Source organism: Pseudomonas helleri (genome assembly GCF_009600315.1).
Lineage (GTDB): Bacteria > Pseudomonadota > Gammaproteobacteria > Pseudomonadales > Pseudomonadaceae > Aquipseudomonas > Aquipseudomonas helleri_A.
This window is the reverse complement of sequence record NZ_WIWC01000009.1, coordinates 86,293-104,783: the sequence shown is the minus strand read 5'-3', so window position 1 is coordinate 104,783 and position 18,491 is coordinate 86,293. Positions and strand designations below refer to the sequence as shown.

Sequence of the window (18,491 nt, the reverse complement as noted above, 5' to 3'; positions counted from 1 at the left end):
GTCGATGAAGTTACGCGGGTTTGTCGCTGACGAAGAACGAGGGCAGCGAAAGGCCTCGATGCGGTCGTATATGAAGATATAAGCGTTTATCTGTCTGCCGGACGGCTCTGTATTTCATGTGAGGATATTCTGTCCGCCAACCTTTGCAATACCACAAATAACCCCGCCCAAATGACGGATAACACTGCCAGCATCGGCCACACACCCAATCCGAACGCCACGGCCCCCATCCGTTGGCCCGCGTAATAAGACAATGGCCCGCCAATAGCTCCCAGTAATGCTGCTCGCCAGACAGGTTTGGCTGTCCATGCCAGGCAATGTCTTAATGTGGTTGCCAATAAGGCCCAGAGCACGATCAGCCAGAGTGGAATCAATACGCCTGCGTGCTTGAACTCAAATACACCGGCGTTGAGCAACGCACTGTCCACCAGTGTGCCGAGCGCACACACGGCCACGATCAAACGAACTTCGCTCCACGAGCGGCTTATCCACAGAAGGTGAATCGCTAATGCCGCAAAGGCCAGTAATAGCCACGGGCTGTTGCCACCCAGCACACAGGCAAACCAGCCGAGCTGAAAAAGCCCGGCATTAATCAGGTTTTTAAGCATTAAGGCGCCCAAGCACGGGTTGTGGCATGGCGGCAGGTTTTGCCAGTAACAATTGCGCGGTGCCGATGCTGCGCTCCAGGAACCCGCCTTCGCAGTAGCACAAGTAAAACTCCCACAAGCGCAGAAAGTATTCGTCGTAGCCCAGCTCGGTCAGGCGGCCATGGGCATGACGGAAGTTTTCGTGCCACAAACGCAGGGTTTTGGCGTAGTGCAGCCCAAAGTCTTCCATGTGCATCAGGTTCATGTCGGTTTCGCGGGTGACGATTTCGAGCATTTTTTGCACGCTGGGCAGGGCGCCGCCCGGGAAGATATAGCGCTGGATAAAGTCCACGCTGTTTTTGGCCTGTTCATAACGCTGGTCACGAATGGTGATGGCTTGCAGCAACATTAATCCGTTGCTTTTGAGCAGGCGCGAGCACTGTTTGAAGTAGACCGGTAAAAACCGATGGCCAACGGCTTCAATCATTTCTATGGAGACCAGCTTGTCGTATTGCCCGGTGAGGTCGCGGTAGTCCTCCAGCAGCAATGTCACTCGATGCTGCAAGCCCAGCGCAACGATTCGCGCTTGGGTGTAATCGAATTGTTCCTTGGATAGCGTGGTTGTTGTGACCTTGCACCCGTAGTGTTTCGCCGCATAGATCGCCATGCTGCCCCAGCCCGTGCCGATTTCGAGCAAATGGTCCTGAGGCTTGAGGTCGAGCTTTTGGCAAATACGTTGCAGTTTATTGAGTTGGGCCTGCTCCAGGGTGTCGTCAGGGCTGAGGAATTGAGCCGCTGAATACATCATGGTCGGGTCAAGGAATTGCTCGAACATCTCGTTGCCAAGGTCGTAATGGGCGGCAATGTTTTTTTGCGAGCCTTTGCGGGTATTGCGATTAACCCAATGCAATGCGCCGATAAAAGGGCGGCCCAAGCGTGCCAGGCCGCCCTCCATGGCATCGAGCACGTCCATATTGCTGACCAGCACACGAATGACCCGAGTCAGGTCGGGAGAGCTCCAGTAGCCGTGAATGAACGCCTCGCCGGCACCAATCGAGCCTTTGCTGGCGATCATGCCCCACACACTCGGATCATGAATTTGTACTTCGCCGACCAATGTTGAGGTGTTGTCGCCGAATGTCTGGCGCACGCCGTTTTCAAAGATCACCAGTAGACCTTTGTGCAGTTGGCTGAGCTGGCGCATCACGCCTGCGCGCAGCAGCCCGCTGGTCAGGGTGAAGGTACTCAAACGAGAAATTTTGCTCACCAGGCTAGGGCTTTTCATGACGTTTATTCTCTGGTTGCTGGGCGGCAATACGTGAAACGCCGTCGGCGGCCCGGTGGGAAAAAATCGGTGTGCGCTTGATAAAAAGGCGTAAGGCTTGCCAGTAAATGGCCAGACAGGTCTTGGCTGTCATCCATGGGAATTGGCGCAGGTAGCGATGCAATCCGGCGCGGTCAAGCGTGCTGCGTTGCAGATTCAAGGTGGCATCAAACAGTTTCAGCTCGCCTTGCCAGTCAGCCATGTGTACGCCAAGTCGTGTATCGGGCGGGCTGAAGCTCATGCGGTATTGCAGGTCGCGCGGCAGGAACGGTGACACATGAAAGGCCTTGGCCACGGCAACGTGCTGGTGACCTTCACCGACTGCCGGGAGCACGTAGTGATAGCGCTCGCGCCAAGGTGTATTACTCACTTCGCACAAAATGGCGGCCAGTTTTCCGTCACTTTCAAAGCAATAAAAGAAGCTCACCGGGTTAAACGAAAGTCCCCAGCTGCGGGCTTGTGTCAGCAGGCGAATCGCGCCCTGCGGTGTATGCCCCAGGGCATCGCCGATGAGCTGGCGAACCGCATCAATCAGGCGCATGCCGGACTGGGTGTACGTCTTCAGGTAGTCAGTTTCCCGGAATGAAAAGGGTGAAAAACGGCTTTTCCCCGCCAGTGGTGACAGCCCGAATACAGCGTCTTGCTCATCCAGATCCAGGTAAAGCAAGCCAATCTGATAACGGAACCCATGAGTGGTAGGCGCAAAGCGCCGATGGGCGATCCAGCCGCTGTACAGGGCACTGTTCATAGCCGTTGGCCGAAAGCTTGGGCGACGCGCAACGCGCTGACCACGCCATCTTCGTGAAAGCCATTGGCCCAGTAAGCCCCGCAGTAATAGCTGTGTTGCGCGCCCAGCAGTTCTTGCCAGCGGCCTTGAGCGGCCACGGCGTTCAGGCTGTATTGCGGATGGGCGTAGGTGTAGCTGGCCAGCACTTTGTGCGGGTCTATGGCTGCGCGCTGGTTCAGGCTGACGCAGAACGTAGTGTCGCTCTGTATCCCTTGCAGGATGTTCATGTCGTAGGTGACGGCGGCAAGGCGTTGTCCCGCATCGCTTAGTCGATAATTCCAGCTGGCCCATGCCAGTTGTCTATCGGGCAACAGTCGCGTGTCGGTGTGTAGCACAACATCGTTATCAGCGTAGGGCAGGGCGCCGAGGATCTGCTGCTCCGCGGTGCTGGGTTCGGCCAGCAGCCTGAGTGCCTGATCGCTGTGGCAGGCAAAAATCACCTTGTCATAGCGTTCGCTTCCGTGGGTGCTGTGCACCGTGACGCCTTGGTCATCGCGTTCGACTCGGGTGACCGGACAGTTAAGGCGGATCTTTTCGGCAAAGCCTGCACTCAGTGGTTTTACGTAGGCGCTGGAGCCGCCTTCGATCACCCGCCATTGGGGGCGATGGGTGACACTTAACAAACCGTGATTTTTAAAAAAGCGTACAAAAAATTGCAGAGGGAAACCCAGCATGTCGTTCAGTGACATGGACCAGATAGCTGCGCCCATGGGCACTATGTAGTGCTCGATAAACCGTTGGCCGTACCCGCGTTGTTGCAGGTAGTCGCCCAGCCGCGTGTCAACGGCAATGCGCTGTTCTTGCAAGTCGCGCACGGCTTCACGGTTGAATCGCAGAATGTCGCGCAACATGCCCCAGAAACCGGGTGATAACAGGTTGCTGCGCTGGGCAAATAAGCTGTTCAGGGTGTTGCCGTTGTATTCGAAGTTGTTGCTCGGGTCGCGCACTGAAAAGCTCATTTCAGTGGCTTTGGAAGTCACGCCCAATTGGTCCAGCAGTTTGATGAAGTTGGGGTACGTCCAGTCGTTGAACACGATAAATCCGGTGTCGATGGCATACCGTTGCCCTTTCACGCTGACGTCAACGGTATGGGTGTGTCCGCCCACCCAATCACTGGCCTCAAACACGCTAATGTCGTGTTCTTTATGCAGCAGATAGCCACAGGTCAACCCTGAGATGCCGCTGCCAATGATGGCGATTTTCATGAGGACTTCTCGTCTGAGTTTCTTGCCAGGCGTTTGCCCATCGCCAATTGCAGGCGCTTGGGCAGGCTCGACAGCAGTTTCAGAATGGCGATAAACAACGTAGGAAAAGCGATTTCCAGCGGCCGTTTGTCCAGACGCTGGCAGATATGCTGTGCGGCCTTTGGCGCCGACCAGCGCATGGGCATCGGGAAGTCATTTTTTTCAGTCAGCGGCGTGTCGACGAAACCGGGGCTGACCAGCGTGACGTCGATGTGTTCATGGGCCAGATCTACGCGCAGCGACTCCAGCAGATAGCGCAGCCCGGCTTTAGACGCGCCATAGGCCTCGGCGCGTGGTAGCGGCCAGAAGGTGACGGAGCTGACGACGCCGACCAGATGCGGGCGCAGGCCTGCCCGTAACAAGGGCAGGGCCGTTTCCAGGCAGTAGCTGTTGGCCAAAAGGTTGGTGCGTACGACGCGTTCGATCAAGGCGGCATCAAAATGGCGAACATCGACATATTCACAGGTGCCGGCGTTGAGAATCACCGTATCCACCGCCCCCCAGGCGTGAGCTATTTGCTGACCGATTTCGCGCACCTGTGCAGGGTCGGTCAAGTCCCCCGGCACCAGCAGGACTTGGCCGGGAAAACGCTCGGCCAACACTTGCAACGGTGCAAGAGTGCGGGCAGTTAGCGCCAACTGTGCGCCGCTTTTCAGCAGCTCTTCGGCCATGTGTGCGCCCATGCCGCTGCTGGCGCCCGTCAACCAGATACGCCGAGGTTTATTCATAGCCACTTACTGCCAGTGCCCGCGACGGCAGATTTTTAAAGGCGGTGAGCGCGCGCTCGCGACTTTTTTTCAGGTCGACCATCGGCCGTGGGTAAGCTGCCACGCCAAACAGCCCACCGGCAATGGAAGGGTTATGGATCTCCTTTTTGCTCAGGTCGGCCAGTTCCGGCAGCCAGTGTTTGATGAAGCGGCCTTCGGGGTCGAAGCGCTCTGACTGACTGAGCGGGTTGAAAATCCTGAAATACGGTACTGAGTCAGTTCCGGTCGAGGAACTCCACTGCCAGCCGCCATTATTGGCCGCCAGATCGCCATCAATTAAATGCTGCATGAAAAAGCGCTCACCTTCGCGCCAATCAATCAGCAGGTTTTTGGTGAGGAACATGGCCACGACCATTCGTAGACGGTTGTGCATCCAGCCGGTGTCCAGCAATTGGCGCATGGCTGCGTCGATGATCGGAATGCCGGTACGGCCTTCTTTCCACGCCGCCAGTTCTTCGGGGGCGTCACGCCACGGCAGGAATTCGGTTTCAAGGCGAAAAGCGCGATGACGCGATACCCGTGGGTAGCCCACCAGTATGTGTTTGTAGAACTCACGCCATAGCAGCTCAGTGATCCATGTGAATACGCCCGGGCTGCCGCTTTCGAACTCGCCATGGTTGCTTTGCAATGCCGCGTGTAAGCATTGCCGAGGGGAAATCACTCCGGCTGCAAGGTAGGCCGAAATCTGGCTGGTGCCGGGTTTGGCGGGCAGATCGCGTTCATCCTGGTAGTAATGAATTTGCTCATCAGCAAAGTGCGCCAACCGTTGCTGGGCATGACGTTCGCCAGCAGGCCACAGCGCGCGCAATGATTCGGTGGGCGGGGTAAAACCGTCGACCGATTGTGGAATGGCATCGCGTTCGATAGATACGGCTGTTTGTGCCTGGGGCGACTCGACGATTGCCGGAAGTGCGCGGTGCAGGTGGTTGTAGCAGATTCTGCGGAACTGGCTGAAGACCTGAAAATATGAACCCGACTGCGTGAGCACAGAACCCGGCTGAAACAGGAGTTGGTCCAGGTAGCTGTGGAACCCTATGCCTTGGGCTTGCAGAGCCTGAGTGGTGGCTTCATCGCGACGGGTTTCATTGATGCCGTACTCCTGATTGGCATGTACCGCTTCAACCCCAAGTTGCTGGCACAACTCAAGAAGCACGGCAGGGGCTTGATCCCATGTATCAGCCGTTCTAATCAGCAAGGGAATGTTCAAGGCGTGCAAGCTGTCGCTCAAGGTGGCTAGATTGCGTAGCCAAAAATCCACTTTGCACGGCGCATCGTCGTGGGCCAGCCATTGTTGTGGGCTGATCAGGTACACGGCCACAGTGGGACCGCGTTGGACGGCGGCGCTCAGCGCGGTGTTGTCAGATAGGCGCAAGTCGTTGCGTAGCCAGATAAGTTGCATGTCAATTCCTTGCTTATATAAGACCGAGCTGGTCGAGTTGCTGGTGGGCTTCAAGCGGATCGTTGGCAAGCGTCAATCCGGCAATCTCGGTGGCAGTGATGACCAGTTCCGTGCTGTGGATACAGACACAGGTTCCGGCTATCACAATCGGGCAATTGATCCCGGCCAATAGCTTGGGCAACAGTTGGGTATTCAAGGCTTGGCTCGAATAGAGCACCACGGCGCGGGCTTTCAGGCGTTCGACAGCCAACCCAAGTTCTCCAGCGGGAACAGGTGTATCGAACACTTCAACCGGGCAATGGCTGCTGCTGACCAGTAGGGCGGTCAGCCATAACCCCCTTCAAAGGGTTGGGACGACTGGTTGATCAGCAGAACGGGAGCGCCGCTGACTGAGCGATTATTGTGGTAAATACGCGCCCCCAATTTGCTGCGTAACCAGGAGTTAAAGAAGGCGCGCTCCAGCTGCATGCCGAACTGGCCTTGCCAGCGTTGTTCCAGATCGCTGATCAGCGGGATTAATAGCTGTTTGCAGAGCGTGCGTGCGGGGTACAGCGACATCACCTGATTCACATTGTCATCAAGCTTACGCTCAGACAGTTCGCTGATTGCCCGCGTCAGGGCCTGCCGCCACGCCTGCCAGTCATTATCGACAGGCTCGTGGTAGGCGGGCGCAGAGTCCAGTAGCGGTTTCACCTGACTCACTGATACCCCGCGATTAAGCCAGGTCAAGATGTGCTTGATGCGCAGAATCTGGTCGGGTGAATACAGGCGGTGACCTTTGGCCGTGCGGTGCGGAACGATCAAGCTATAGCGGCGCTCCCACGCGCGCAGCGTGACGGCATTCACGCCGGTAATGCGGGCCACTTCGCGGATCGGCCGCCAGCCTTCAGCCAGTGCCTGGCTGTAGTCGGTGTCTGGGTTATTAGTCATGGATCGGTCATCAGTCATGGTCAGATCGCATTGCGCAGGCTGAGGTTTTCAGGGTGCGGTTGCAGATACACCTGACGCGCGATATAGGGATCCGGGTGCAGGCGAAAGTGATGTTTGAGCAGCGTAAGCGGCACCACCAACGGCACAACACCGTGCAGGTATTGCCCGATCAATTGCTGCATTTCTTGCTTGTCTTCACGGCTGATGGATTGCTTGAGGTAGCCGCTGATGTGTTGCAGCACATTGGTATGCGTGCGTCGGGTGGCGCATTTTTTCAGCGCTTTCATCAATTCGCTGAAGTACTGGGCGGCAATGGCTTGAGGGGGATTTTTCCCTAGGCTGCCCAGCAGATTGCCCAATGTTTTGTATTGCACAGGGTGATGGGCCATCAGCAGGTATTTGTAGCGCGCATGAAACTCGGTCAGCGAGCGGCGGGTGAGGCCCGCTTTGAGTAAGTCTTGCCACGCGCTGTAGGCGTAAACCCGGGTCAGGAAGTTTTCACGCAGGACGGGGTCGTTCAAGCGGCCGTCTTCTTCGGCAGGTAAATCGGGATGCGCGGCGCAAAAGGCATTCGCATAAATACCTCGCCCGCTCAACTCGGCCGGACGGCCGCCATCCTGATACACCTTGACCCGCTCAAGCCCACAGGAAGGCGACTTTTGCATAAAGATGTAGCCGCAAATGTCAGTGTGCGTTGCTGCCATGCTTGCGCCGTAGTCATGCAGTGCGTGGGTCACATCCAGCGTGCTGTCGACGCTACCTACCGCCTGGGGCTTGGCCGAGTCGCCGACAAGACGGATGGGTTGGCGCGGAATCCCCAGGCCAATGGCGACTTCAGGACACAAGGGCACAAAGTCGAAATGCTCACTCAAGGCCTGACTGCACAGCCGCGATTCTTTGTGGCCGCCGTTAAAGCGAACTTCGGCGCCCAGCAAGCAGGCGCTGATGGCGATTTTGGGCTTGCAATGGGTTGAGGTGTCGTTGGCCATGTGATGAACCTCCAAGAATTTCTTGTACATCTTTTGTAAGATGTACAACTTGAGTTCATCATAGGCTTGGTGTTGTACAAGTCAAATTACTTGTACAACTATTTATGGGGTTTGAAGGTTCGCAGCGCAGGGTCGGTTGTTATTTCCAGCCAATTGCCCAGGTATGCATGTCTTTCAGGCATTGCCAAGGCATGCGCTGAGTACGTTGAGTCAGCACCGCTTGTAGCTCGATATCGAGCACGGTGCCTTCCTCATCGCAAAACAGTTGAGTGACCAGGAAGTGCTTTTCACGGTGTTCAGGCGTGGCTGCGGTCCACTTGGACAGCAGCAGTTTGCGTGGGTTGATGCGGTTCATTGCAAATGCTCAATGACCCGGCGGGCCGCTTCCTGTCCGCTCAGCCATGCGCCTTCGACCCGGCCTGACAGGCACCAGTCGCCGCAGGCATAGAGGCCCAGGTCGGAGTCTGCCAGAACACCCCACTCATGGGCGCCGGCAGGGCGTGCATACAGCCAGCGGTGCGCCAGGGTGAAGGTGGGTGCTGGGACGGTGATGTGCATCAGTTCAGCAAATGCGCCATGCAAATGCTCGATAACGGCTTCTTTGGGCATATCGATGTGTTCTTTGCTCCACGCGCTGGTTGCGTGCAAAACCCATGTGTCCGGCTTGCTGCCGCGCCCTGGTTTGCTGCTGTTGCGGGCCACCCAGTCGATTGGGCTGTCTTGTACAAAGCAGCCATCGATAGCCGTATTCAGAGCGGTTTCAAAGGCGAGAACCACAGCCCAGGTAGGGTCCATCTTTACTCCGGCGGCCGCACTGGCAAGCTTCGGTGCAGTGGCGAGCAGGGCGGTAGCCTGCGGTGCCGGGGTCGCCACGATCACATGGCTGAACGGGCCGTGGTCATTGCCTTCGGCATCTTGCAGGTGCCAGTGCTGTTCACCGCGAATCAGTTCGGTAATTCGGCACATGAAACTCGCGGTCAAATGGCCTAGCAAGCCCCGAGTAATTGCACTCATGCGCGGGTCACCCACCCAACGTGTTTGCTCGTCGGGCGAAGGCGTCAGCTGACCATCCGTGTGGTTGTTGTACAGATGAGGTTTCCACTCGCTGGCCCAGCCTTCGGTGTGCCAACGATGAACTTCTGCGGCAAAGCGCGGGTTGCGGGCCGTGAAATATTGAGCGCCCAAGTCCAGCGAACCGGCGTCGCTGCGCTTGCTGGACATGCGTCCACCGCTGCCTCGACTTTTATCGAACACATGCACTCTGTGCCCGGCGTCGTGAAGTTTGCGTGCTGCTGAAAGTCCGGCAATGCCGGCCCCGATAATTGCGATTGGTACAGTCATGGCGGCCTCGATCCAGTTTGCACAGACTACTGCGTCGTTAATTCCTGTACAAATTATTTTATTAGTATAGGTTTTAGTGCGCCTGTCGGGTCAGTCTGGCCTATTCTTCTGTCAGGTCAGAAGCTCTGAAAAATAGGCCTCCTTTAAAAATAGACCAGTGAATCCGATAAAACTTACAGCGAGGATCACCTCATGCACATTTTGCTGACCGGCGGTACAGGCTTGATCGGTCGCCAACTTTGCCGGCATTGGTTGGCCAAAGGTTATCGCCTGAGTGTGTTGAGTCGGCGCCCTGAGCGAGTGAGGGAATTGTGTGGTGAGGGGGTCAGAGCCGTTGCCGTTCTTGAAGAGCTGGGTCAGGAGCCGATCGATGCGGTGATTAACCTGGCCGGTGCGCCGATAGCGGATCGGCCGTGGACTCGCAAGCGTAAGGCCGTGCTGTGGAGCAGCCGAATAACCTTGACTGAAACACTCGTGGCCTGGCTTGAAAGCCGCGAGCAAAGGCCTTCGGTATTGGTTTCCGGTTCGGCGGTGGGCTGGTACGGCGATGGTGGCGAGCGCGAATTGACGGAGGAGTCGCCGCCGGTCAATGACGACTTCGCCAGCCATCTGTGCATCGCGTGGGAAGAGACAGCGCAGCGTGCTCAGGCCTTGGGTATTCGTGTGGTGTTGGTGCGCACGGGCTTGGTGCTGGCGGCTGAAGGCGGCTTTTTGTCGCGTTTGTTGTTGCCTTTCAAGATGGCGCTAGGTGGGCCGATAGGCAATGGTCGGCAATGGATGCCGTGGATTCATATCAAAGACCAAATCGCCCTGATTGATTTTCTTGTGCATCAGAATGCCACGAGCGGCCCTTATAATGCTTGCGCGCCGCATCCTGTACGTAATGCCGAATTCGCAAAAACTTTGGGTCAAGTGTTGCATCGCCCGGCATTTTTACCGTTGCCCGCCTTTGTACTGCGGGTTGGGTTGGGCGAGTTGTCACTGTTATTGCTGGGTGGTCAGCGGGCGACACCGGCCCGATTGCTGGCCGCCGGGTTCACTTTTCAGTTCACTGATTTACGTGCGGCGCTGGATGATTTGTCCGCCCGCCTCTGAAATAGGATGTTGCATGACCGAGCACGCGCTTTTGCTGGTTAACCTGGGTTCTCCGGCTTCTACTTCGGTAGCGGATGTACGCAGCTATTTGAACCAGTTTTTGATGGACCCGTACGTGATTGACGTGCCGTGGCCCTTGAGGCGTTTGATCGTGTCGCTGATTCTGATCAAGCGTCCCGAGCAGTCAGCCCATGCCTATGCGTCTATCTGGTGGGACGAGGGGTCACCGCTTGTAGTTCTTAGTCGCCGCTTGCAGCAGGCCATGACCAAGGAGTGGAAACAGGGACCGGTGGAACTGGCCATGCGCTATGGCGAGCCGTCCATTGATACGGTGTTGACCCGTTTGGCAGCTCAAGGGATTAAAAAGGTCACGCTGGCGCCGCTTTACCCGCAGTTCGCCGACAGTACGGTGACGACGGTGATTGAAGAAGCCAAACGTGTGGTCAAAGCCAGGAAACTGGCGGTTCAGTTTTCAATTCTGCAACCGTTTTATGACCAGCCTGAATACCTTGATGCGTTGGTGGAGAGTGCCAGGCCGCATCTTGAGCAGGATTATGATCATCTGCTGCTGAGCTTTCATGGTTTGCCCGAGCGGCATTTACATAAGCTCGATCCCACCGGCAATCACTGTTTGAAGAGTGAGGACTGCTGCCAGTATGCGTCGCCGTCGGTCATGGCTACGTGCTACAGGGCGCAGTGCCTGCGAACGGCGCAGACTTTTGCGCAGCGCATGGGGTTGGCAGAAGGGCAATGGTCAGTCGCGTTCCAGTCCCGTTTGGGACGGGCGAAGTGGATCGAACCTTACACCGAGGTATGTCTGGATGCGTTGGCCAAGCAAGGGGTGAAGAAGATATTGGTGATGTGCCCGGCGTTTGTGGCCGATTGCATTGAAACCCTGGAAGAGATTGGCGATCGTGGGCGCGAGCAGTTTATTGAGGCTGGGGGCGAGGAGTTGGTGTTGGTGCCGTGTCTCAATGACAACCCTGAGTGGGCTAAAGCGCTGAATGCGTTGTGTGAGCGGGCGCCGATGGCGCTTTGAAGGTCAAAAGCCCCTCACCCTAACCCTCTCCCGGAAGGAGAGGGGACTAAAAGCCAAATCAAATGTGTGCAGTGTCATCGATCAAGCCCCCTCTCCCTTTGGGAGAGGGTTGGGGTGAGGGTCAAGCCGATTTAGATAATCGGCTCATCACCTTTCTTCTTTTTCCAGCTGTCATTACCCGGCAGTATCAGATTCAGCGCAATCGCCACAATGGCGCACAGCGCGATGCCTTTAAGGCCGAAGTCTTCCGGCCCCATCCCGGTGCCGATCAGCACGCCGCCAATACCAAATACCAGAGTGACCGACACAATCACCAGATTGCGCGCTTCACTGAGGTCGACTTGATGGCGAATCAGGGTGTTCATGCCCACCGCTGCGATCGAACCGAACAACAGGCACAGAATCCCGCCCATCACCGGCACCGGTATGCTTTGCAGCAATGCGCCGAACTTGCCGATAAAGGCCAGGCTGATGGCGAAGATCGCTGCCCAGGTCATGATTTTCGGGTTGTAGTTCTTGGTCAGCATCACCGCGCCCGTCACTTCGGCGTAGGTGGTGTTGGGTGGGCCGCCCAGCAAACCCGCTGCGGTGGTGGCAATGCCGTCACCGAACAGCGTGCGATGCAGACCCGGGTTTTTCAAGTAGTTGCGGCCAGTTACGCTACCCACGGCTATCACGCCACCAATGTGTTCAATGGCCGGGGCCAACGCCACGGGGACGATAAACAGAATCGCCTGCCAGTTGAACTCGGGGGCTGTGAAGTGCGGTAAGGCGAACCACGGCGCAGCGGCGATCTTGGCGGTGTCGACGACACCGAAGTAGAACGCCATGCCAAAACCTACCAGCACGCCCGCAATGATGGGTACCAGACGGAAAATCCCTTTACCGAATACCGCCACGATCAATGTGGTCAGTAGGGCTGGCATCGAGATCAGCATGGCGGTTTGGTAGTGGATCAGTTCGGTGCCATCTTCCGCACGGCCCATGGCCATGTGTGCAGCAATCGGGGCCATCGCCAGGCCGATCGAGATGATGACCGGGCCAATCACTACGGGTGGCAGCAGGCGGTCAATAAAACCGGTGCCTTTGATCTTCACGGCAAACCCGAGAAAGGTGTACACGAAACCGGCTGCCATGACGCCGCCCATCGTCGCAGCCAGGCCAAATTGGCCTTTAGCGAGAATGATCGGGGTGATAAACGCAAAACTCGACGCCAGAAAGACCGGCACCTGGCGCCGGGTCACGATCTGGAACAGCAGAGTCCCGAGACCCGCCGTGAACAGCGCAACATTGGGGTCGAGGCCTGTAATCAGAGGCATCAACACCAACGCGCCAAAGGCCACGAAGAGCATCTGCGCACCAGAAATGATCTGGCGCCAGAGCGGGTCGTTGAACTCGTCCTGCATGTTATACGTCCTTTTGTTTGGTGCCGAAGATCTTGTCGCCGGCATCGCCCAGGCCCGGAATGATGTAGCCGTGATCGTCCAGGCGTTCATCAATGGAGGCGGTGTAGATGGTCACGTCCGGGTGTGCTGCTTCAACTGCTGCAATACCTTCAGGCGCGGCAACCAGCACCATGGCGCGGATTTCTTTGCAGCCGGCTTTTTTCAGCAGGTCGATGGTGGCAACCATTGACGAGCCGGTGGCCAGCATCGGGTCGATGATCATCGCCAAACGCTCGTCGATTTCCGGTACCAGTTTTTCCAGATACGTATGGGCTTGCAGGGTTTCTTCGTTGCGGGCAATGCCTACAGCACTGACTTTGGCGCCCGGGATCAGGCTCAGAACGCCTTCCAGCATGCCGATACCGGCGCGCAGAATAGGCACAACGGTAATTTTCTTACCGGCAATTTTTTCAACCAGAACTTTGCCGCTCCATCCTGCAATTTCGTAGGATTCGAGCGTCAGGTCTTTGGTGGCTTCGTAGGTCAGCAGCGCGCCAACTTCCTGAGCGAGCTCGCGGAAGTTCTTCGTGCTAATGTCAGCGCGGCGCATCAAACCGAGTTTGTGACGGATCAGCGGATGGCGGATCTCAAGAGTGGGCATAGGGAAAGACTCCGGGGGCAGGCAAAAAAACCGGCCTAGATTAATCTAATCCGAGGTTATGTCCTACAGACATTAGTGCACGTTAGTCCATAAACGCTTGATCTGAGCCATGCGGATGCGTACCTTTGCCCGCTTTTCTTGCACAACCCCCCCTGGAGAGCGTCATGTCTGCTGATCTCGAGCATATCCGTCAAGTCATGCGAGAGGCTGACTGCCTGTACACCGAAGCTGAAGTCGAGGCGTCTATCGCCCGTGTCGGCGCGCAAATCACAGCCGAAATGGCTGAGACCAATCCAGTGGTGTTCTGTGTGATGAACGGCGGCCTGATTTTTGCTGGCAAGCTGCTCACCCACCTGAAATTCCCGCTCGAAGCGTCTTACCTGCACGCCACGCGCTACCGCAACCAAACCAGCGGCGGTGACTTGTTCTGGAAAGCCAAGCCGGAAGTGTCTTTCATGGACCGTCACGTGCTGATTATTGATGACATTCTCGACGAGGGTCACACCCTTAGCGCGATTGTGGATTTCTGCAAGCACGCGGGTGCGCGTCAGGTTCATACTGCGGTGCTGATCGATAAAGAGCACGACCGCAAAGCAAGCCCTGGCCTGAAAGCCGATTATGCAGGGCTGCCGTGCATTGACCGTTACATCTTTGGATACGGCATGGATTACAAAGGTTACTGGCGTAACGCTGCTGGTATTTATGCGGTCAAAGGTCTGTAACGTCGAATTCAGCACGTTCCTTACGTGTAGAAAGTAGCCCCTTACCGATCCTGAGAGCGTGCTGACATGCTGGCCATTTTCCTTCAGACGCTCTCCATCACGGCCCCTGTGTTTGCCATGTTGTTTCTGGGCGTGGCGCTCAAGCGTGTGGGCTGGATCAATGACAACTTTATCCATACGGCGTCGGCACTGGTGTTTAACGTCACCATGCCGGCGTTGTTGTTTCTGGGTATTTTGCACGCTGATCTCAGGGCCGCCATGCAGCCCAAAGTACTCGGTTACTTCACCCTCGCGACGCTGGTCAGCTTTGCGCTGGCGTGGGGCTGGGCGATTTGGCGGTGCCCGCGTGAAGACCGGGGCATCTACACCCAAGGCGCGTTTCGCGGTAATAACGGGGTTATCGGTCTGGCTCTGGCGGCCAGCATGTACGGTGACTACGGCATTTCGCTGGGAGCGGTGCTCGCCGGTCTGGTGATTTTGCTCTTCAATACCTTGTCGACCATTGTGCTGGCGGTCTACAGCCCGGTGATCAAGTCCGACCCGTGGAGCATTTGCAAAAGTGTGGTCAAAAACCCGCTGATCATCAGCGTGTTGGCGGCGGTACCCTTTGCGGCGTTCAAAATTGGCCTGCCCGGCTGGTTGCAGGCCTCTGGCGAATACCTGGCAGCAATGACCTTGCCGCTGGCGCTGATCTGCATTGGCGGCACGCTGTCGCTGGCCAGCTTGCGCAAAAGCGGCAAAGTGGCGGTGAGTGCCAGTCTGGTCAAAATGGTCAGCTTGCCCGTGCTGGCCACGTTGGGCGCCTGGCTCTGCGGTTTTCGCGGGGCTGAACTGGGCACGCTGTTCTTATACTTCGCCAGCCCGACAGCCGCCGCCAGTTACGTCATGGCACGGGCGGCCAATGGCAATCATGAATTGGCCGCTGCGATTATTGTGATCACCACCTTAATGGCGGCGATCACCACTAACATCGGGATATTTGTGTTGCAGTGGGGCGGCTGGATTTGACATCAAGTCGGATCTGACAGGTTTTTACACGCTGGTTCTATTTGAGTGGGTGTCCAGTTCGGATACGTATCGGGCAAAACCACAACCGGTGTAGTAATGACCAAGCCGTCGGCCATAGTGGCTTCAATGTATGTAGCGCTCCAGCCTTGGGCGGGTGTGCTTAGCTCAACGGTTAGCGTGTCGATATCCGACGAGGCTATTGGTGTGGCCTCATATTTAACACGGCAGGCCAGACGGAAATCACGGTCGTTAAGATTGTGCGCGCGCCATTGAACCAGTTTGACGGGGCGCTCCGAGAAGCTCAGGTCAAGTTTCGTGCTGGTCTGCTGATTGTTTGTGATGACATTCAACGTGGGTAACGGGCGCTGTTGTTGCAGGCGATTGGTGAAGCCAATCAGAGACTGTTCGACGAATGCTTGAATTCCGTAGTGGTCGGAGTTGGGTGCGACTCGCAGCATTTTTTCACCGGGTAGTGCATCGTAGAAATAGGCTGAGTTGTCCGGTAGAAAAAAATCATCGCTGCTGGCGTTCACGATGTACTTGGGGATTGTGAGCCTGTCGCCTGCTGTTTCCATGTAGAGCAGAGGATCTTCTATCTGCATCAGCTTTTCGAAATCAGGCGTGTCCAGCTGTTGCGTGATGCCCTCGCGGTAATAGGCATTGAATGCTATAGGCCAGCTTTTGCCATAAGCATTGAATGTGTGTTTCAGGACGGCTTTGGTGTTAAGGATGTCGATAACAAAAGGGGCTATAGCGCTCACTCGTGTATCTGTCAGCGCCGTCATCCATGCCGCCCAGCCTCGTTTGGAGGCTCCCGAGGCAATAAAACGTTCTATTTTCCAGGGCTTGAGTTCTTGTTGCGCAAGATCCATTGCCTTAACCAGAGAGAGCATCATAGGGATGTGCAATGAAAGAAACGGCCGGCTCTCGGGCTGCTTGAGAAATAGAGCCCAGCTATGTGCCACGCTGTCGTCTTCGCGCCGAGGTAAATCGTCGTCACTATAGGTCAGGTACTGATTCGGGATATTGCTGACGGATATCAAAATAGTGTGGGTTTGACGGGCAATGTTGAGTGCCATTTCTTCGGTAAAATCTGTTGGTGTTTGTAGGGGACGACCAGCTGCAGGGATATTAATACCGTTGTTGGCGATTAGTAGCGCTTGGCCATTTAAGGCGGCTTCTGGAATATAGATATCAATCGTATGAGTCCACTCGGCCGGGCTTACAAATCCGTGCCCGTCCCAACGTTGGGACTTAAGTTCGAAGCTACGCTTTTCTACGCCGGGAAACTTTTTCAAGTCCGTGGCTGTGTAATTCAGACTTTCTTCGGTATGGGCCTGTTTGTAACAACTCAGTATTTTATTGAAGTTTTGACCGCTGTTAATGAAGCAGTCCATCGCGGCATCGGATGCGAAACTGTTACCGCTTGTGAGCAGGACAATAAGAAGTAGAACGGAAGCGAAGGATGAGTGCATGGCGATCTCGTAATTCCTGGAGCGCATTTATCGCGCGTCACCCCGCAGGTTTACGTGTTTCATCGAAGCATGTCAGTCAGATAGATCTGCCGTTTATGTAGGTCTTGATACTGCATTGGAATCGATGGCGTACCTGCCTCAATGCTGCCTACGCCATGCCCGCACGACGCTCAACAGCACAAATACCAGCAATGCCGGCAGGACATAAATCAACATCAGGTGTTCGAGCTTGCTTGCCAGCGGCATACCGGTGGTGAATGACACCACGTGCAGCCCATACGCCAGATACAACCCCAGAAACAGCAATCCCTCTACCCGTGTGATGCGGTAGCCGCTATAGAACACTGGCAAACACAGTGCCGCGACCCCGAGCATGACGGGCAGGTCGAAGGCCAGTGCATTGGGCGAAACCGATAACGGTGCCGGTGCCAGCAGGGCGGTGAGCCCCAATACGCCCAGCAGGTTGAACACGTTGCTGCCAATCACGTTGCCGACGGCAATTTCACGTTGGCCGCGAAACGCTGCGATCAGGGAGGTCGCCAATTCGGGCAGGGAGGTGCAGACCGCGACAATGGTCAGGCCGATGACGCGTTCGGACAAGCCAAGTTCTGAGGCCACCTCCAGAGCGGCGCCCAACAGCAGGTGACCGGCAACCCCCAGGAGCAGTAGCGCGCAGCCCATCAGTATGAGCGTGCGTAGCCATGACGTCGGTGTGCGGTCGTGATGGGGATGATGATGGCCGCTGTGACGTGATTGGTGCAGCAGCAGGAGCAGGTAGATCAGCAGGCCGCCCAATAGCAAGACGCCGTCCTGACGGTCCAGTTGATGGTTCAGAGCCAGTGTGAAGACCATTGCGCTGGCGAAGATCATCAAGGGGATGTCCAGCCGCACCAGTTGCCGCGAAACCCGCAGCGGAATGATCAGCGCCGAAAGGCCGAGGGTCACGAGGATGTTGAACGTGTTACTGCCAATGACACTGCCGACGGCAATGTCCGCCGTGTCATTGAATGCTGCTTGCAGGCTGACCGTCATTTGCGGTGCGCTGCTGCCCATTGCGACTACGGTCAGGCCTATGAGAAGTGGGCGAACCTTCAATTTAGCGGCGATGTGCTCGGCGCAGCGCACCAGCAACTGCGCGCCTGCGACCAGCAGCACAAGGCCGCCGAGCAATTGCAGCAAACTCCACGCGGATAATGCGTTCAACCCGAAAATACCCACCCCCTCGATTAATCGCTCAAGCCCTGCACGTGGACTTTAGCAGTGCCGCTGCGCAGCTTATCCAACTGTTGAGCGGCCTGACGAGACAGATCAATGATTCGTCCTCGAGTATGGGGGCCGCGATCATTGATGCGGACCACGACCGACTTGTCGTTACTGAGATTGGTCACCAGTACCCGGCTGCCAAATTGCAGGCTGGGGTGGGCGGCGGTGAGCCCGTGCTGGTTGAAGGGTTCGCCACTGGCAGTGCGTTTGCCGTGATGGCGTGCGCCGTAATAGGAGGCCATGCCTGTTTTGTCATAGCCGCGAGGGTCGATGTCATGGCTGGCACAGCCGGCGAGCAAGCTGAGCAGGGCGCAAGCGCCGAGTAGCTGCTTCATGGGGAATCCTTATATTGCTATGAAAAACAGCACCCGTAGCAGCTGCCGCAGGCTGCGACCGGCGGCGAAGCCGTCGTAATCCAGAGATTTCGATTCAAAATTTGAACCGCGGTTCCTGATTTACGATCGCTTCGCAATCG

The 18,491-nt window shown here is 56.4% G+C and carries 18 protein-coding genes and 1 pseudogene; 4 read left to right on the top strand and 15 right to left on the bottom strand.

The annotated features are described in order from the left end of the window. Positions 1-86: 86 nt before the first annotated feature. From GHN86_RS08175 to GHN86_RS08130, 10 genes and pseudogenes are all read right to left on the bottom strand, one after another. Positions 87-608: a DUF2878 domain-containing protein gene (locus GHN86_RS08175; protein ID WP_153386384.1), complete on the bottom strand. Its 522-nt coding sequence runs from the start codon at positions 606-608 to the stop codon at positions 87-89. Next, entirely contained in the window at positions 601-1,872 is a 1,272-nt protein-coding gene (locus GHN86_RS08170) for an SAM-dependent methyltransferase (protein ID WP_153386382.1), read from the bottom strand. The genes GHN86_RS08175 and GHN86_RS08170 overlap by 8 nt, the downstream gene beginning before the upstream one ends. Beyond that, complete coding sequence (locus GHN86_RS08165; protein ID WP_153378491.1) at positions 1,859-2,659, bottom strand: DUF1365 domain-containing protein; 801 nt, start codon at positions 2,657-2,659, stop codon at positions 1,859-1,861. The genes GHN86_RS08170 and GHN86_RS08165 overlap by 14 nt, the downstream gene beginning before the upstream one ends. Then, positions 2,656-3,903 carry an NAD(P)/FAD-dependent oxidoreductase gene (locus GHN86_RS08160; RefSeq protein ID WP_153378492.1) on the bottom strand — a complete coding sequence of 416 codons (1,248 nt, stop codon included), beginning with the start codon at positions 3,901-3,903 and terminating at the stop codon, positions 2,656-2,658. The genes GHN86_RS08165 and GHN86_RS08160 overlap by 4 nt, the downstream gene beginning before the upstream one ends. After that, positions 3,900-4,670: an SDR family NAD(P)-dependent oxidoreductase gene (locus GHN86_RS08155; protein ID WP_153378493.1), complete on the bottom strand. Its 771-nt coding sequence runs from the start codon at positions 4,668-4,670 to the stop codon at positions 3,900-3,902. Before GHN86_RS08155 ends, GHN86_RS08160 begins: the two co-directional genes overlap by 4 nt. After that, on the bottom strand, positions 4,663-6,108 hold the full coding sequence (gene phrB / locus GHN86_RS08150; protein WP_153386380.1) for a deoxyribodipyrimidine photo-lyase: 1,446 nt from the start codon (positions 6,106-6,108) through the stop codon (positions 4,663-4,665). The genes GHN86_RS08155 and phrB overlap by 8 nt, the downstream gene beginning before the upstream one ends. Before the next feature lie 13 nt (positions 6,109-6,121). After that, positions 6,122-7,056, bottom strand: a pseudogene (locus tag GHN86_RS08145) (MerR family transcriptional regulator). Between the two features lie 2 nt (positions 7,057-7,058). Then, the gene (locus GHN86_RS08140; RefSeq protein WP_153386378.1) at positions 7,059-8,027 is read right to left on the bottom strand and encodes a YbgA family protein; all 969 of its coding nucleotides are present in this window, start codon (positions 8,025-8,027) and stop codon (positions 7,059-7,061) included. A 139-nt stretch (positions 8,028-8,166) separates the two neighbouring features. Continuing rightward, positions 8,167-8,382 carry a TIGR02450 family Trp-rich protein gene (locus tag GHN86_RS08135; protein ID WP_153386375.1) on the bottom strand — a complete coding sequence of 72 codons (216 nt, stop codon included), beginning with the start codon at positions 8,380-8,382 and terminating at the stop codon, positions 8,167-8,169. Beyond that, positions 8,379-9,368: an NAD(P)/FAD-dependent oxidoreductase gene (locus GHN86_RS08130; RefSeq protein ID WP_153386373.1), complete on the bottom strand. Its 990-nt coding sequence runs from the start codon at positions 9,366-9,368 to the stop codon at positions 8,379-8,381. Before GHN86_RS08130 ends, GHN86_RS08135 begins: the two co-directional genes overlap by 4 nt. A gap of 192 nt (positions 9,369-9,560) precedes the next feature. Between GHN86_RS08130 and GHN86_RS08125 the strand changes: the two genes are divergently transcribed. Together GHN86_RS08125 and hemH are read left to right on the top strand one after the other, a co-directional pair. Continuing rightward, entirely contained in the window at positions 9,561-10,463 is a 903-nt protein-coding gene (locus GHN86_RS08125; RefSeq protein WP_153386371.1) for a TIGR01777 family oxidoreductase, read from the top strand. A gap of 13 nt (positions 10,464-10,476) precedes the next feature. Continuing rightward, a complete protein-coding gene (gene hemH, locus GHN86_RS08120) occupies positions 10,477-11,502 on the top strand; it encodes a ferrochelatase (protein WP_153386369.1) in 1,026 nt (341 codons plus the stop codon). 131 nt (positions 11,503-11,633) lie between these two features. Here hemH and GHN86_RS08115 read toward each other — a convergent pair whose 3' ends face one another. Both GHN86_RS08115 and upp read right to left on the bottom strand, forming a co-directional pair. Beyond that, positions 11,634-12,908, bottom strand: a complete 1,275-nt coding sequence (locus GHN86_RS08115) for a uracil-xanthine permease family protein (protein WP_153378501.1) — start codon at positions 12,906-12,908, stop codon at positions 11,634-11,636. A gap of 1 nt (position 12,909) precedes the next feature. Then, the gene (upp, locus tag GHN86_RS08110; protein ID WP_153378502.1) at positions 12,910-13,548 is read right to left on the bottom strand and encodes a uracil phosphoribosyltransferase; all 639 of its coding nucleotides are present in this window, start codon (positions 13,546-13,548) and stop codon (positions 12,910-12,912) included. A gap of 164 nt (positions 13,549-13,712) precedes the next feature. Between upp and GHN86_RS08105 the strand changes: the two genes are divergently transcribed. Both GHN86_RS08105 and GHN86_RS08100 read left to right on the top strand, forming a co-directional pair. Continuing rightward, on the top strand, positions 13,713-14,270 hold the full coding sequence (locus GHN86_RS08105) for a hypoxanthine-guanine phosphoribosyltransferase (RefSeq protein ID WP_153378503.1): 558 nt from the start codon (positions 13,713-13,715) through the stop codon (positions 14,268-14,270). Between the two features lie 66 nt (positions 14,271-14,336). Beyond that, positions 14,337-15,278: an AEC family transporter gene (locus GHN86_RS08100; protein WP_153378505.1), complete on the top strand. Its 942-nt coding sequence runs from the start codon at positions 14,337-14,339 to the stop codon at positions 15,276-15,278. A gap of 2 nt (positions 15,279-15,280) precedes the next feature. On the opposite strand, the gene GHN86_RS08095 is transcribed toward GHN86_RS08100, so the two are convergent. The 3 genes from GHN86_RS08095 to GHN86_RS08085 all read right to left on the bottom strand — a co-directional run bounded on the left by GHN86_RS08095 (position 15,281) and on the right by GHN86_RS08085 (position 18,351). Beyond that, a complete protein-coding gene (locus tag GHN86_RS08095) occupies positions 15,281-16,753 on the bottom strand; it encodes a PhoPQ-activated pathogenicity-related family protein (RefSeq protein ID WP_228385403.1) in 1,473 nt (490 codons plus the stop codon). A gap of 138 nt (positions 16,754-16,891) precedes the next feature. Next, a complete protein-coding gene (locus GHN86_RS08090) occupies positions 16,892-17,932 on the bottom strand; it encodes a calcium/sodium antiporter (RefSeq protein ID WP_153386424.1) in 1,041 nt (346 codons plus the stop codon). Between the two features lie 47 nt (positions 17,933-17,979). Next, positions 17,980-18,351 (bottom strand): septal ring lytic transglycosylase RlpA family protein, encoded by a 372-nt coding sequence (locus tag GHN86_RS08085; protein ID WP_153386366.1) that lies wholly within the window; start codon positions 18,349-18,351, stop codon positions 17,980-17,982. Positions 18,352-18,491: the final 140 nt, after the last annotated feature.